This window comes from Dechloromonas aromatica RCB (assembly GCF_000012425.1).
In genome coordinates this window covers 1766496-1782275 of sequence record NC_007298.1, presented here as the reverse complement: position 1 = coordinate 1782275, position 15780 = coordinate 1766496, and the positions used below count along the sequence as shown (strand labels likewise).

The following is a 15780-nucleotide window of genomic DNA, read 5'->3' as shown; positions in this document are numbered from 1 at the left end:
GTGTACTCCTCTATCAATGACCATTCCGACCTCAGCTCATCAGAGCGAGGCCGGGATGGTTTTTTGGGGTGTGTGAAATTTCGTCAGGCGACAAGGAAACGTCGGCTGCCCGGCTTGGCGATCGCATAGCGCTGCTGGAACTCGGGATAGTCCTTGAGCAAGGCGGGGAGATCGATCGTGGTGCTGTCCTTGGCTTTCTTCCAGGTCACTGCCCCCGTCTCGAAGCACGCTTTGCTGGCTTCGCCCATTGCCTGTTGCAGGGTTTGCTTCAACTGGGCTTCAAAGGCTTCGGTATCAGCAAGGGTTTGCCGTACCGAGAGCCAATCGGCAAAGGTGGCCGACAGGTTCCGGTTATCGCTGAAATCGACGGTCGTTCCGCTATCACAGGGATAGAGGGCCTTGAGGGCCGTGTCGGCGGAGTCCGAGCCATCGGCCGGCGGTGGGGTATCGGTCTCGACGTACTGCCAGAAGTGTCGTTCCAGTTCGATCAGACGGCCAATCAGGAGGTCGTCACGTTCGATCCGATGAATTTCCAGATGCTGACCACCGATCAGGACTGCCACATCGGCCGCTTGTTTGCCGGTGACGGCGAGTTGATGTTGCACTTGCAGTTGAACGTATTCAGGAACGCCTTCCTTCCATAGGCGTGCGCCATTGATGCCGGCGGTCTTGCACTCGAGGATCTGGACATCCGGTACGCCAATGACTTCCCGGTCGATGTTGGCCAGCATCCAGGCCTTGTCCGGATCGGGATGCTGGAGGACGGCATTGATCCGCCGGACCCGATGTCCGCTTCGTTTGGTGTAGTGAGCCGCGACGATGGGTTCGAGCAGGGTTCCCCAGTAGAGTGGGGATTCTTCATCGTGCGGATCGGCTTTTGGCAAGTTGCCGTCGCGACCGGTCTTCTCGAGCCAGAGTTCGAGCGGGGATTTGTAGGGATTGAGACCGACGGCTGCGGCGGCATCGGAACTGCCGATCCCTTGCTTGCGGACATCGAGCCAACGTTCTCGGCTGAGGTTGAGGGTCTTGACGAGCTTGAGGGCTGGCCGGGGTGAGATCGTCGGGATCGCGAGCGCAGTATTCGGTAGTGCCATGACAGACTCCTTGGACATAAAAAATGCCTGGCTCTCTGGAGAGACCAGGCATTGCTTGGGTGGGATGGGTCGATCGAATGGAAGATCAGGCCGCGAGCGCCAGGGCTTTCTGTAGGGCCTTTCCCTTGATCGTGGCACCTTGGCCGAACCAGGCGGAATCGAGACGATGGTCGGTACTGCGCGCCCGGCGTTCATGGTCGACGTACTGGGTGACAGCATTGAGCAATCCCCAGGCCGTGCCATTGGCTGACGAGAGTTCCGCACCTCGGCCCTGACCGTTGTAGAGCGCATATACCTGTTGCAGCCCTTTCTGGTTGGGTTGCTCGGCCAGCGGCAGATTGGGATCGCCCAACACATCAACCAGGAAGTTCATGGCCTCGAACTTGTGGATGGGACGATCGGCCAGGCGCTTGATGTCGGTGACGAATCGTTCCCAGGACGACAGGCCGAGTCCCAAGGCTTCCTTGACGGCTTTGGGGTCGAAGGTCGTGCTGTGCGGGACTTTGACGGCACCGGAGGAATCGCCAACGGCCATTTGCAGGGTGTTGTTGCAGACCACCCGGACGGAGGTGAACTGGGCCGTGGTGCACAAGGTGCCATCGCAACTGGTGGCCAGCAGCAGATAGGCGCCGACCTGATCGCCACCGCGCAATTGCGTTTCCTGACCGGTCTTGGCCAAAGCCCATAGCTTGCGACCTTCCTTCAGGACGCCGGCGGTTTCCAGGGTAAAGCCACCGGCTTCGGTCAGGTCACGGTAGAACTCCAGGACATCGTGAGGTTGAACGACCTTGTAGCGATTGGAGACCACTGACAGATGAGCGTGCGTATCGGAGCGGAACAGGACTTTGCTGTCGGGATTGGCTTTGACGTGCAAGCCGCTATCCCCGGCGACGTTATAGAGGACAGGCGTTTCGTGGATCTGCCAGTTCATGCCGGCGGCTTCCTGCCAGGTTTCGAGCGAGGCGTCGGCCGGAAGCAGATTGCCGAGACCATGCCACGGCGCTTCATGGGCATATGCCATGGTGTGGACGAGATGAGCCATGTTGGATTCTCCTTCTGAGAAATTGGGATGGATGCTCAGCGCAACTGGGGCACTTGGGGGTTGAAGCTGTGACCGCAGTCGTCGCAGACGTGCTGACTGATCACATCCCGGTCGATGACCCGACCGATCCGGGAACCAGCCAGATAGCCGGCCGTACCGCCGACCAACGCGCCGATGGCGACGCCGGCCAGAAAGCCGATACCGCTGCCAAGCGGACCGGCAATGGCACCAAGTGCAGCACCGGTTTCACCGCCACTGACGGCACCAGCGATACCACTGGCGGCACCACCGACGGAACCGATGGCGCCCCCCAGGAATTCGGCTTCATCGAGTGTGGAAACGTTGAGGGATTGGCAACGCGGACATTGAAGTGACATGGAAAAGCTCCTGAATGAGAAAGCCAAAACCGGCCGTCTACGGCAAAAACCCCGGATCAACACGCAAGCAGCGGTTGATCCGGGGTTTTAGTGGTCAGCGGTTAGGCTAGTTAGAGAGGAATGGGCTCCACAAGCCCGACCTCAGGCTTGAACGAGCACCTGAAACGACGAAAGGCCTTATTCGGGCGCCTTCAGTTTTGGGATATGTGACGATCAAATTATGGAACCGATAGTGTGATCGGGACTGAAATGGTAATGCGCCTTACATGCCGAGCACTTGTAAGCGCCATCCTTTCTCTGTTTTGATCATCGTGGATTCGATGCTGAATCCTGCCTCTTGAGCCTTGCCAAAAGAGCCTGCTGGACCACTCGCAATAAACCCTTCGATCGGGATGAGACGTTGAGAGGTGGTCCCGCGAATCAGGACATCCGGTTAAGTGAAATCTCTGCTTCAATGGGCGATGGAAATCGCCTGCCAAGGAGCAGAAGCAATGAGAAGACCTCGCCGTAACCACACAGCCGCCTTCAAGGCCAAAGTGGCGATTGCCGCCCTCAAGGGTGACGAGACGCTGGCCACGTTAGCGGAGAAATTTGATGTTCATCCGAATCAAATCACGCAGTGGAAGACGCAACTGCTCGAGAACGCCTCGGGTGTCTTTGCGACGGCTGCCGAGAAGCAGGCGGCCACGCCGGACCTGAAGGATTTGCATGCAAAGATCGGCCAGCAGGCGTTGGAGATCGATTTTTTGGCCGGCGCGCTCGGTCGCATCGGCGATGCGAGCGCAAAACGATGATCGACAAGGCCCACGATCTGCCTGTCGTCAGGCAAGTCCAGTTGCTTGAACTTTCCCGCTCTTCTGTCTATTACCAGCCGCAGCCCATCCCCGAAGACGATCTTCGGTTGATGCGTCGAATCGATGAACTGCATCTGGAATACCCCTTTGCCGGGGCGCGGATGCTGCGTGACATGCTCAAGTTGGAAGGCCATGGAATCGGCCGCAAGCATGTCGGTACGCTGATGAAGAAGCTCGATATTCAGGCCATCTACCGCAAGGCCAACACCAGCCGGCGCAACCAGGCGCACCGCATCTATCCCTACCTGCTGCGCGACCTCGCCATCGACCGTCCGAATCAGGTCTGGGCCATGGATACGACCTACATCCCAATGCGCCGGGGCTTCGTCTATTTGAGCGCGGTGCTTGATTGGGCCACTCGCCGGGTGCTGGCTTGGCGCCTATCGAACAGTTTGACCTCCGATCCTTGTGTGGATGCCCTGGAAGAAGCCATCATGAAGTACGGCCGACCAGAAATCATGAACACCGACCAAGGCAGCCAATTCACCAGCTCCGCCTTCATTGGCTTGCTTCAGGAGAGCACCATTCAGGTCAGCATGGATGGCAAGGGCTGCTGGCGGGACAACGTCTTCGTTGAGCGCCTCTGGAAATCGGTCAAGTATGAGGAGATTTACCTGCACGGCTACGACACCGTTTCCGAGGTCCGGCAGGCGCTGGCCCGCTATTTCGATTTCTACAATCGCCGTCGCCCGCACTCAACGCTTGACGGGCAAACCCCGGATACGGCTTACTTCAACCAGCCGCTGCTCGCCGCAGCGGCTTAACCCGCAGAGAAATCACTTAAGAAAACCGAATTTCTGTCCAACTGCGCGGGGCCACCTCTTTGATACCTACCTTCGACGCGGCATTGCTTTTCAAAAATCTCATAAAATTTGCCCCGCAAATTAAAATTGGTCGGGAGCGGTTCCGGTTTCAACTTGTAAAGCGCATCCTCATTTTGACGGATCTCTTGCTCCAGTTTATCGATTTGGCCGGTATACCGCCTGTCCGATACGCTATTGATCTCTCCGATGCAATCACGGAGATCGGCTGAAATGAAACAACCGGTCGCTTTTGTGAACTCAGCCAAGCAGTTTCGATCATTCGCCCGACACTCTAAATACGTTCTGGCTGATTCCATTTCCCCCTTGAGTTTTTCCAGTTCAGCGCTCGCTTCAATATTCCGCTGCCTGAGCGCTTCAACATGTCCCTGGTCGATCTCGGCGTTGTGCAGCTTGACGGCCTCAACCGCTTCATCCAGGATTTTTTCCATTTCCTTCGGCGGGGTATAAGACAGCGTATATTTTGCACTCACGTAATAGCTATCCGGTGTCGAGCCAGGACGACCATTGAGCTTCTCAACCCCGCTCACCTTAATCAGAGGGCAATCTGAAACCATGGCTTTCAGGTTGTCCTTGATGTCCCCGGATGACGGTTCGTCTTTACACCCTGCCAGCGTCATCGACAAAACAGCAGCCGTCGTCAGGGCAACCAGGCCCATTTTTTGTTGCTTCATGAATTTTTCTCCCAAGGAAGGGCGATCAGGCCCTAAAAATCACGTTTGAGGCCCTATTCGCGGGCATTCTCATCGATGGAATATGTGACCATTGCCATCTGGAATCGATGTTTTCGACCCCAAATGTCGATTCAGCGCCACAGGCTCAGTACAAAACACACGATCCACGTTGTGAAATACATCTTTGAATGCCCCAGTGCCGTGGCCCGCTGGTAGAGATAAACGGGGACCAACCAGACCCAGCCCTTGAATTGGCTGGTGTCGTAACCGGCCTTCTTCAGGCGCTGCTCATCGAAGTACGACAGGGCAATATTCAGGGCAAGCGTGACGAACCAATAGCGATGTGTCACCAAGGCAAGCTCGGCATCGTAGGTATCACCATGCAAGAGCAAAGAGAGGACAGCCTCCAGGACGAGGCCAATGAGTGGGGCTGCCGCCAGAACCCAAATGAGATTATTTTTGATCTGACTCCCAGTGAGCGGAGGGGGAACGTGGGGATCGAGGTGTCGTTTCAACTCCGTTTCACCCAAGCGAGTCCACGCCGCTAGACCATCCCGCCAGACCAAAGAGTTTCGCGACACGATTGCCCCCTTGATCATCGAGGCCAGTGTCAATTCGCTGACGGGTCCCAAACGCTGTCCGTTTTGTTCGTAAAACCACGCTACATCTGCCGTGGCTTGCGCACTGCTCTCCATAACAACTCCCTTTTCGATGTGAAATGACGGACCGAGACAAACGGCCATGCTGAACTCTGGAATGGAAAATCCAGGGATATCCCCCCGTTGCAACAAACGCGACAAGGCCTCAAACAATCCAAAATGCATCAACCAAACAAGTTGCATCGTATATCGATTGATATTTTTCGACAACTTGTTAGTTGTCATCACAATCAACCAATATTTCACACTTCGCTCATGGCGAAGACACCCGAAAAGGAAGCCTTTTCTGCAAGGCTCAAACAAGCACTCACGCACGCGCCGAAACGAATCGATGGCCCGGCGGCATTGGCCATACAGTTCAACTTGCAGTACACGGGCAAAGCGGTGACGAACCAGGCGGCGCAAAAGTGGCTGACAGGAGAGAACCGCCCCGCTCCGGACAAGATTGCCGTTCTGGCTAGGATGTTCAATGTCTCGAATACGTGGCTGCGCTTCGGCATTGATGACTCACCTGCGACGGGTAATGCCTCAGTTGCCGTTCAGCCCGAATCAGTGACGACACCTACGGCGGATGAGTTGCAGTTGCTCGGCCGTTATCGGCTGTTATCCGGGCATCAACGTGAGTTGATTGCTAATCTGATTGAGCAATTAGCTGTCTCGCTTCCGCCTTGGCGAGCCAATACCTCCAGCGAGCACTGAGCACGCTTGCTGTTGAGCTGCAGGGTAGACTTCCGGGTTAGGCCGGATGACGGATTTCCAAATGCTCGTAGTTGGGGGAGTATCTCCGGACGCTCACAACAGTCGGATCAATCCCTAATGGCACTCGATATCAATGCAGTTTATTCAATCGAACTTTGCAGTGGGGAAACCAAGGAATGGAAATACCTGGGGCCAGACAGTCGCCGCTTGGTATGGTGGATGGACTTGGAGACCAAGCAGGAATTCTGCGAATCCTCCCTCATGTTTGCTTGGAATGTGAAGGGGAAAGTGCCTTCACAGAAGTTCTAGCGAAATGACCAGCCGCATACGGATAGCTTGAGATTGGAGACTGCGGGTCGCCCATCGCCACGCCTACCAATTCGCGTATTCGAATGTTTGGAACAGGCTCGTCAGTGAGTAGCCGTAGGTAATTCGGTAGGTAGCTAAGGCCAGGCCTTGCTTCGGCGTCTGATCGTTTACGGCCGATTCTATACCAGCCAAAGATCACCTCAGGGCGGCATGGTCAGCAATGCCACTACACTAACCTTGGCCTGAAATCCCCCTTCTGCCAGAATTCCGGATTCTGATTCGATGACTTCCTTGAGATTACCCGTTCCGAACTGATCCTGTCACTGGCCGAGCGTTTCCCGCAACTACTGATCAAGGATGTGGATGTCTGCGTGAAGGAACTTCTGGATCAGATCGGTCAAACGCTGGTCGCTGGAAATCGCGTCGAAGTGCGTGGATTCGGCAGTTTTGGGCTGACCTACCGCCCGCCTCGCCTGGGCCGGAATCCCAAAACAGGTGACAAGGTCGCCGTCCCCGGCAAGTACGTTCCCCACTTCAAGGCCGGGAAGGAACTTCGCGAACTGGTGCTCACACCAAAGTAAGCGTTGAGGAAGAAATCGTACTGTGCTGACTACCGAATCGCATCAGTGTGGACCAGACGAAATCATCAACTTGTCCGGTTAGAGATAAATGGTAGAGAACGGCAACTCGTCTAAAACCTGCCGGAAAGCTTAAGCCAGCAACTCGGCCTTAGCGGTCGTCCAAAGAAATGACCGAGGATGTCCGCTCAAGGGTGATTGCCGCCACTCATCGCCGATCCGCCGATCGGCAGCGAACGGCTTATCCCTTGTTCTTCTCGTTGCCTCCGAAAAGCAGACTCCCGGTGCACCAAACGGCATGGCCGAAGTTGTGGATTAACTGCTCGCCCTGTCGCAGATACGACGCCCCAGCGTCGATGCCGGCGAGCTTGAGGGCTTCGCCGATCTTCGAGCTAGTCGGGTGCGCGTCGCCAAGGCGCATGTCGTAGGTGCCGACGATGACAGCGAAGACCTCTCGTGCGCGCTCCTCACCGGCCTTCTGGGCAAGGATGTTCTGCAGCAACTTGTTAGAGCCCAGCTTCTCCTTGTCGGGGTGGTTGGACAGCTTTCGAAGAGCGCGCACGTCGAGTCGGTCGGAGAAGATGCGTACGAGCTCCTTGGCCAGCCGCAAGAGTGACGCCTGGTCCTTGCTCGAAAAGCGAGAGACCTGCTGCATCGAGGCCGCATCATCAATCTCATGTGAAAACAGCGACACACCGAATGTCTTGCGAAAGTCGGCCTCCAGTAACCGCATGCACCCAAACAGAATATCCTCCACGGCATTGGTGTCCGCTGGCTGCGCCTTGACCTGCGAGGCGAGGAGCTCCGCGCTGACCTTTCCCTCCGGGGCGACATTGCTCGCGGCCCAGAGGAACTGCTCCCAGGCGGGCAGCTTGGCGATGTCGTACGCGTAGATGGTGATGAGTTCCGAGGCGTTGATACCGAAATGAGTTGAGTACCCCGAAGAGGATTTGATTGCGCCGGTTTCAGCCGTGTACCACTTTAGGGAGAAGCCTCGATGGCTCAGGAGTTCGTTGACCACGGACGGGCGGAACCAGAGCCACCGTCCGACGTCTTCGTTGTTGAGCTCGGCAGAGAACTTTCGAGAACCGTCCGTGTCCACGATGAAGTGCGGCAGATTCTGATCCTCGTCGCCGCGCACACGCGTGCTCTTTCCCTGGTGTTCGATCCACTCGTCTCGCCAGAACTCGCCTTCGACGCGCACACCGGGGTAGCCGCTTCGATGGCCCCTAGCACTCTCTGAGGCGGTGTTGTCGTTCGTCTCAGGCCCCATGACCGGAGCGTCTTCCTCCTCGTCGATGTCGGTGCGCCACATACGAAACGACGCCCAGCTCCCGCCAAACACGGCGTTCAGTTCCTTGATGCGCAGCTCGTACCTTCCACCTTCACGCTGCTCCTGGAACTCGTTCAGGCCGGCATAGGGGCTGTCTTTGAGGTCGGCCACGTTTTCGACGCGCTGGCGGTAATAGGACAGACGAAGGGACAGGCCGCGCGCGGCCAGATAGTCCATTAGGAACTCGCGCTTGATCTCTATCAGGCGATGGCTGCTATCGCTTTCCACCGTCTCCCTGGCGACCACGACAAAGTCCTCTTCCGGCCTGATCCAGTTAGGCCCTTCCTTAATCAGGCGAAGCGCGACCACCAAGTCAGGGTTCAGGATCCACTGCCGGCCGCCAACTACGGGCTGTGGGTGCTCGAAAACAAGGTTGATCCCGATTGGCTCCTTGTCGTTGTACTGGTACTCATCGATCGGCGAGTAATGTCCGTCCGAGTACGCATACGGTGCCACGGTGTGCCCGATGCCGATGTCGCTCCAGCTCAAGCGCTCGGCAAGTTCGCGATGCTTGCTTGGAAAGGCGACTGAGCCGCAAGCGAACATGTCGTCGACATACCCAACTTCCTTCACGTTGCCCTTCTCGTCATTGAGCGACGCCCGAAGTGGGACCCAGGTCGCCCGAGAGAACGGACGCCGAATTTCTGAGGTTTGAAGAATCCAAGCTTCGTTCATGGATCGGTTCTCTAAGTGATGTCAGAAATCTCTACTTTAATCCAGCAGCCCACGCTCATTCCCCTTGTCATGTTTTAATGTCGTCACCCGGCACAACTAAGACCGCGTTACGTACCCATTAACGCCAATCTCACCCAGCAATGACGGACACCTCCAACCGCATCAAGCGCTCTGCCATCCCACTTAGCGGGTACGTGTACCAGAACCTCGTGGGACTGAACCTTCTATGCGATTGGCTCGAGGATCCGGCGCTGTACGAATGGGTCCAGTTTGAAGCAGATCATGATGAAGTTCCTCAGTGGCTTGACGATGTCGTGGCCCAGCGCTGGGACAGTACCTTTGTACTCTTGCAGGTGAAGTTCACCGTTGACGCGGACGACCCCAGCAATGCCCTGGCGTGGCCCTGGCTTCTCGCCCACAAACCTGCAGGTCGATCTCTTCTTCAGAAGTGGAGCGATTCCCTGTTCGGCGTCGGCCTTGATCGCGTCCATTCAGCTGCTGTAATAACCAACCGTGTCCCGAGCCGCGAATTCGAGGTCTCAATGGACGCGTCAACCCGCCGGGTGAGGTTGTGCAGCGTCGATCCAACCATTCGAGCGGAAATCCTGCGGCAAATCGGCAGCTCCGATAGAGCTGAAACGTTTTTTGATCATTTCGAGTTTCGTCACAGCTACCAAGGGGCGCAAGCGCTTGAAAGAACACTTGTCGACCGACTCGTTCCACGCCACACAGATCGCTCAGGTTGAAGCTGGCGCCTTAGCTTCCATGGCAATAGTACAAGTGAATCGGACTGAGAACAGAGCCCTGCTTCATCTAAACCTACCGGTGCAAAGTGATTCTCGGTACCAGGGAGAGCTCGAAATTGTCTCCATCCTCACATCTGAAGACGCTGTTGACTGCCAAAGTGTCTTTCATCTGCACGACTGGCTCCCTGGACATCTAATTCTTCCGAGAACTTCGGATCTGACTCTCCGAGTAGATCGCTTCGACGACGCGATGGCCTTTCCGACGAAGACAGGGGGAAGTCTTCGGCCATTGTTGGTATCCGTATTCGATAATTTTGTCGGATACCTGCACTCAGATTTGGTCGGTCGCATGCCATGCTTGCCAGCAAATCACAGTTCGAATGCACCCCTAATCGCCGTACCTCGTCTTGGAGGAGCGGACCTATTTCTTTCAGGAGGTACGGTCGGCGAACTTCGCTATTGGAATTGGAACTGGAGGCCAATGCATTCGATAGAAATGGGCGGGCACGGGGGCGTCGCTCTTGTGCTTGATGATGATGCGGTCCGGCAACTTATGCATGTCGAAGGCATGCGTATTCTCCAACTCTGGCGAGTGCACGTTCGGACACGTGAAACCGACTATGGGGACTGGACCGACGAAACATGGATAGGCGAGATAGGGAGTTTGTAAGCAGCTCACCATATTGCCGACCAAAGTGCGGAGGCGGCATCGGGTAAGGGGGCCATTCGCCAATCCGACATAGCTGCCGTTCGGTAGCTCAGCGCCTCGGCGGTCAGCAATCTGACACGTTGCTGACGTAGGGGCCGGCAACTCCGAATGGCGGCAATGGCCGACATCCGGCCTCATGCCAGGTGCAACAGGCGGCACCTCGGCCTTAGCGGCCGGTAGCGAGCTCAATGAAAATGGCCGGTTCTGAGTACAGACCGGCCATTGCCATTCTGAGACGGTGAATGACAGCTTCTACGTCTTGGTCACGTCTGCTCCGTGCCCATTCCGGCCGTAGCCACTATTGGAAAGCGGTCACTCTGGAACGTGGTAGCTCAGCCGACGGCAGACAGCACCGCTGGCTGATGGTCGGCTGGTGCGGAGTGTTGGGGCAAAGACGGTCGCGAACGGCAGGTAGCTGGAAGTCCTGCGGTTGTCCGTAACTCCATCGACTCACATTTGAATTGCGTATGCCCGTTCGGGCTGGAGCCGGACCGGTGGATGAAATCCACGGCGCCAACGTGAGGGTTTTCTTATCTACCTGCGCAGCACCGGAACAAGCGCAGTGTGTGCAAGGAGTAGAGCAGGTTGTGTGTGGTTTGCACTGGTGGCGCCAGAACCATGTCGCCATCAGTCAAGACGTTCTACCGCCGCCTCAGGTTACGTTGCCAAGGCCATTGAGTGCTGCCTTACACCGCCTCCAGCGCGAGCAGCTCAGCCACCGTCTGCCTTCGTCGAATAAGCCGGGGCTCACCATTTTCCATCAGCACTTCGGCAATCAGCGGGCGCGCGTTGTAGTTCGATGACATGGAGGCGCCATACGCACCGGTGTCGTGCAACACTAGCAGATCTCCCACCTGCGCCTGCGGCAAGGACCGGTGCAACAGCACGCCACCGTCTCCTTGCGTAAACACATCTCCCGACTCGCACAGAGGTCCGGCAACCACCGTGTCAAACTGCAGGCCATTAACCGCTGTGCCATCAGAGTGGATCAACTCCATGCCGTGGTAGGCGCCGTATAGGGCCGGGCGAACCAGATCACTGAAGCCGGCGTCCACCATCACAAAATGGTTGGCGCCCTGTTGCTTCGTGGCGCGTACCTCGGTGACCAGCACGCCGGACTCGGCCATTAAATAGCGGCCCGGTTCTATTTCCAGTTTCACTGGGTGCTCCAGCAGTTGTTCCACGGCATGGCGCACTGCATCCCATAATGAAAAGTAGTGCGCCGTATCAATCGTGGGTTCACCGGCCTGGTAGGGAACGGACAGACCGCCGCCCGCGGAGATGGCGTGCAGGTCCAAACCCTGCGCATTCACTACCTCTACCAGCTTCAGCATGGCACCGCACACTTCCTGCAAGTGCGCGTAGTCCACGCCTGAGCCGATGTGCATGTGCAGGCCCTGCAAGGCCAGGCCGTTGGCCTTGATCTTTTCGCAGGCGCGTACTAGGTCGCCATGCCAGATGCCATGCTTGCTATGCTCGCCACCGGTATTTGTTTTTTTGGAATGGCCATGCCCGAAACCTGGGTTGATGCGTAGCCACACCGGGTGACCCGGGTTGACCGCACCCAATTGGTCCAGCATGTCCATGGAGCCACAGTTCACGGGAATATTGAGTTCCACCACGCGCGCAAGCGTAGCGCGGTCCAGCAGATCGGCCGTAAACACGATGTCTGCGTCCCCGTTGTGCAAGCCCGGCGTAAAACCACCAGCCAACGCGCGTTCGATTTCACCCAAAGACACCGAGTCCACCACTGCGCCCTGTCGCTTCATGAGGCGAAGGATGTGTGTATTGGAGTTGGCTTTCTGAGCGAAACGCACTACGTCAAACAACCGCAGAGCGGCAATCTGGCGCGTAATGGTGTCGGCATCATAGATCCACAGCGGGGTACCGAACTGCTGGGCCAAAGGAGCGATGGTAGCGGGAGTAAAAGGGTTCATGGGTGGATGATCCCCTTCATATTTAATTCAATCAATGCTATTACTGTTATGTAGCTATTCAATATTGATATGAATTTAACTCATCGCCAGCTGACGATTTTTCGCGCCATCATGCTGCACGGCAACTTGGGGCGTGCGGCTGCCGCGTGCGCGTCAAGCCAGCCCACTTTGAGTCGCGAGCTGGGTCGTCTGGAGCAGTTACTGGGGTTTAACCTTTTTGACCGGGTGCGGGGCCGATTACGACCTACCGTGCGGGCACTTGCGCTGATGCAGGAAGTAGAACGCTCGTTTATAGGCTTGGAACAGATCGCAGCGCGCGCCAGCGAATTGCGCACGCAAGCGACAGGTCACTTGCGCATTGCGTGTTTGCCGGCATTGGCCCATGCCTTGGTACCCCGCGCACTGGTATATCTCTCACATGCACATCCTGAACTAGGAGTCAGCGTGCATCCCTTAGAGTCGCCCTGGCTGGAGCAAGCCATGAGTGAACAGCGTTTTGACCTGGGACTGAGTGAAACCCAAGAGGCACCTGCTGGAGTTGCCTTGCAGCCCTTACTGAAAGTCAATGAAGTGGCTGTTTTGCCACGTGATCACAGCCTGTGCCGCAAGGCGCGACTGCAACCACGCGACTTTACAGGCGAGCGCTTCATCAGTCTCGCGGTTGGCGACCCGTATCGAACCGCCATTGATGCGATGTTCGAGGACGCTAAAGTACATCGCGCAACCCTGCTTGAAACCACGAGCGCAGTGGCCGTCTGCGCCATGGTGCGTCAGGGCCTGGGCGTTGCCATCGTAAACCCGCTCACCGCACTGGAACTCAGCGGACCGGACCTAGTAGTGCGGCCGCTTACCGTTGCCATCGGTTACCAGGTGAATATGCTTCTTCCGGACATCGCAGCTCCGCACCCCTTGCAGGGCGTTCTCGCAGACGCCGTACGCAAGGCCTGTGCCGCCTTGAACAAGCATCACTCGCTATGAGTTCCATAGCTGCCGGCCAAGCTGCAAATCTGAGCACCCTCAGGTCTATGACCGCTTCCGAGCGAGCGTGAAAATGAATGGCCGGAATGAAGAAATATCCTGAGCGGCTGGTTGTGGCCGGGAGTTTGAGTTCGACGCGACGCCTGTAAGCAGCCAGTCGAAAAACATCGTTCCAGTTTATGACCGCTTTGCGGCAAGAAGCCAGAGTAGTGCTACCGGCCACAAGCGGTCACTCGATTCACCCTCCCCAAAGCAGACATTGCCCCGCAGCATTTGTCCGGCATATTGGAGTTGTTATACTGACAGCCAATATTCCAAGTGACTGAAAAACATGACCTTAAGGCAACAATTCGGCTGTCAGCAATATCAATTGTTATACGGACCCCTGCGTCCGTGTAAACACTGTTGGGCGTCACAAGAACATGATCGCGCACGCTGACGAAGTTGAATCCTACTTCGGGTATTGGCCGCTCTTCTGCGACGGGAAGATAAAGAGCATTGCCTTTATTCAACCTGGAACGATCACTCTGGTCATCTTCTACATAGATGCTGATAAGCAAAAAGAGGCAGAAGTAACTCTTACGTTTTCGGGTGTCACAGAAGTCGAACTGTCCGAACTGAGATCAGAAAACGTAATTGATGCTCTCCATATTTCTGAAGAGCTTCCGATTCAGGTCACGCTTGAGGCCTGTTATGGCTTGGCGGGCGGGTTCAAATGTGCGGCTGCAGAGGTGTCATATGTGCTCAAAAAACCGTAAGCGTTTCTGCACCGTGACACCCAACATTGCGGTCAAGGCCGCTCCCTTCGGTCGCTGGACGCTGCGCGATAAAGCCGCGCAGCGCCCCTTACCTACAACGTTCCTGAGCGTCCGCTTTCCAAAGCCAGCTACGGCGGCTATGGGCACGAAGCGGAGGTAGCGAGGGTCTAAAAGCAGTCGCTCATGCCCTAAAGATGCCAATGGCCGGTCTGGAATCAGAACCGGCCATTTTTCAATTTGAGCCCACCGTCGGCTATGGCCGAGTTGCTGTCCGTGAGTAGTCGAACCAGGTGACTGCTCAACGCTGCGGACCTGCCGTTGGAATTTCGAGGCGACCAATAGCTGGATTGGGCTGCGGTCGTTTAGATGGTTGCTCCGGAAGATAGGCGACGGTCCATAGTTGGCCGATCTATGCATGATGACGATTGTGTAGCCCCTGTACCGAGTTGCTCATGTCCCTGAGATTTTCTGATCAGCATAGGTGAGAAGCGATGGGCAACTAAGGTGATATTCCCGCATTGAGGAAGAAAAAATAGCTTTGTATTCCTGTGACCAGTGCAGAGCGTTTGACGGTTTAGCGCAAAGCGATGGAGTCATTTCGTCGCCACTTGCGTCTGGTGAAAGACTGCCAACACAGACGGTAAGTGGGAATAACAATCTACATTCCCCTGTCCCCCAATGTGCCTGAGTTCCGGGGGTATCTGTGTAGCCAATCCCCTGTAATCACGGAGGATCAGAAACGCGGATATATAATTAGTAAGCTTTGGGCTATGACTCAAAAACTACTGAGAACTCACAGATACGAGAGAACCCAAAGGAAAGATAGGAATCAGATGAAGAGGGAAATCAGAGCAGAAGTGCACAGAGATCAGCCCTCAAGAATCTGGTAAATATATATGGAGACTTATGCCCAACTCCATGATGCGACATAGAAATCTCTGTTATTTGAAGCCTCCATCAGAGATGGTAGAAATGGTACAGGCCAGGACCAATCTTCACGCAATAGTTGACATCGACCTTTGCTAAGGCGTAGCCTAGAAAACAGCTTTTGCGCCCAATGGACAGTCAGCACTCAGCTGCCAATAATAGTACGCTAGACCATTTAGTCGAGATTGAAGTCACCCTGTTGTGACTAACGAGCAGTACCCCAAGTTTTTCCTCATACGCTGCAAAGCCATACACTTTTTTTGACCATCGTGCCGTCGGCGGGAGCGACACGTATGTCAAGGCTTTCAGCCTGACGATTAAAATCGTCAGGAGAACGGGGTTTCCCATGCAAAAACCATCGACTTGCGCACCCTACTGGGTCATGCGCATGCCCGAGGTCGTGAAGACGACCGGCTTATCGCGCTCCTCTGTCTACAATCGACTCGCTGATCCCAGCAGCAACTTTCCTCGCCCATTTTCCTTGTCTGGCAACGGCACCCGCGGTGCTATCGGTTTTCGTAGCGACGAAATATTCCAATGGCTCGCTGAACTCCGATAGTCCGCCCACATGCCCATCTGCTCTGAACAGAGCACCACCAGAAAAAATGAC

The 15780-nt window shown here is 55.9% G+C and carries 14 protein-coding genes; 7 read left to right on the top strand and 7 right to left on the bottom strand.

The genetic code is table 11. From position 1 onward, the window contains the following. Positions 1–83: 83 nt before the first annotated feature. The 3 genes from DARO_RS08545 to DARO_RS08535 all read right to left on the bottom strand — a co-directional run bounded on the left by DARO_RS08545 (position 84) and on the right by DARO_RS08535 (position 2513). Complete coding sequence (locus tag DARO_RS08545) at positions 84–1094, bottom strand: lambda-exonuclease family protein (protein ID WP_049758578.1); 1011 nt, start codon at positions 1092–1094, stop codon at positions 84–86. A gap of 85 nt (positions 1095–1179) precedes the next feature. After that, positions 1180–2136, bottom strand: a complete 957-nt coding sequence (locus tag DARO_RS08540; RefSeq protein WP_011287410.1) for a DUF932 domain-containing protein — start codon at positions 2134–2136, stop codon at positions 1180–1182. Between the two features lie 35 nt (positions 2137–2171). Beyond that, positions 2172–2513 (bottom strand): glycine zipper family protein, encoded by a 342-nt coding sequence (locus tag DARO_RS08535; protein WP_011287409.1) that lies wholly within the window; start codon positions 2511–2513, stop codon positions 2172–2174. A gap of 491 nt (positions 2514–3004) precedes the next feature. Here DARO_RS08535 and DARO_RS08525 point away from each other — a divergent pair. Then, positions 3005–4131 (top strand): IS3 family transposase gene (locus DARO_RS08525; RefSeq protein WP_497462969.1). Its coding sequence is split into 2 segments (ribosomal slippage): positions 3005–3263 and positions 3263–4131, totalling 1128 coding nucleotides; the frame shifts between segments, so codons are not numbered across the junction. Here DARO_RS08525 and DARO_RS08520 read toward each other — a convergent pair. Both DARO_RS08520 and DARO_RS08515 read right to left on the bottom strand, forming a co-directional pair. Further along, the gene (locus DARO_RS08520) at positions 4128–4862 is read right to left on the bottom strand and encodes a hypothetical protein (RefSeq protein WP_011287408.1); all 735 of its coding nucleotides are present in this window, start codon (positions 4860–4862) and stop codon (positions 4128–4130) included. The genes DARO_RS08525 and DARO_RS08520 overlap by 4 nt on opposite strands. A gap of 131 nt (positions 4863–4993) precedes the next feature. After that, the gene (locus DARO_RS08515) at positions 4994–5746 is read right to left on the bottom strand and encodes a DUF4339 domain-containing protein (RefSeq protein ID WP_198134121.1); all 753 of its coding nucleotides are present in this window, start codon (positions 5744–5746) and stop codon (positions 4994–4996) included. 30 nt (positions 5747–5776) lie between these two features. Between DARO_RS08515 and DARO_RS08510 the strand changes: the two genes are divergently transcribed. Beyond that, positions 5777–6220: a hypothetical protein gene (locus DARO_RS08510; protein WP_011287406.1), complete on the top strand. Its 444-nt coding sequence runs from the start codon at positions 5777–5779 to the stop codon at positions 6218–6220. Positions 6221–6825: 605 nt separating this feature from the next. Then, positions 6826–7110 (top strand): integration host factor subunit beta, encoded by a 285-nt coding sequence (locus DARO_RS08500; protein WP_041224292.1) that lies wholly within the window; start codon positions 6826–6828, stop codon positions 7108–7110. A 238-nt stretch (positions 7111–7348) separates the two neighbouring features. On the opposite strand, the gene DARO_RS08495 is transcribed toward DARO_RS08500, so the two are convergent. Then, on the bottom strand, positions 7349–9115 hold the full coding sequence (locus tag DARO_RS08495) for a hypothetical protein (RefSeq protein WP_011287403.1): 1767 nt from the start codon (positions 9113–9115) through the stop codon (positions 7349–7351). 140 nt (positions 9116–9255) lie between these two features. Here DARO_RS08495 and DARO_RS22775 point away from each other — a divergent pair, with 140 nt between their 5' ends. Beyond that, positions 9256–9861, top strand: coding sequence for a hypothetical protein (locus DARO_RS22775; RefSeq protein WP_011287402.1), 606 nt, complete (start codon positions 9256–9258; stop codon positions 9859–9861). 1395 nt (positions 9862–11256) lie between these two features. Here the strand turns inward: DARO_RS22775 and lysA are convergent. Further along, a complete protein-coding gene (gene lysA / locus DARO_RS08480) occupies positions 11257–12507 on the bottom strand; it encodes a diaminopimelate decarboxylase (protein WP_011287401.1) in 1251 nt (416 codons plus the stop codon). A 69-nt stretch (positions 12508–12576) separates the two neighbouring features. On the opposite strand from lysA, the gene DARO_RS08475 reads away from it, so the two are divergent. From DARO_RS08475 to DARO_RS22215, 3 genes are all read left to right on the top strand, one after another. Next, on the top strand, positions 12577–13485 hold the full coding sequence (locus tag DARO_RS08475; RefSeq protein ID WP_011287400.1) for a LysR family transcriptional regulator: 909 nt from the start codon (positions 12577–12579) through the stop codon (positions 13483–13485). Positions 13486–13907: 422 nt separating this feature from the next. Further along, positions 13908–14243 (top strand): Imm50 family immunity protein, encoded by a 336-nt coding sequence (locus DARO_RS08470; protein WP_011287399.1) that lies wholly within the window; start codon positions 13908–13910, stop codon positions 14241–14243. Positions 14244–15516: 1273 nt separating this feature from the next. Then, positions 15517–15729 (top strand): AlpA family phage regulatory protein, encoded by a 213-nt coding sequence (locus DARO_RS22215; protein ID WP_083761501.1) that lies wholly within the window; start codon positions 15517–15519, stop codon positions 15727–15729. Positions 15730–15780 lie beyond the last annotated feature (51 nt).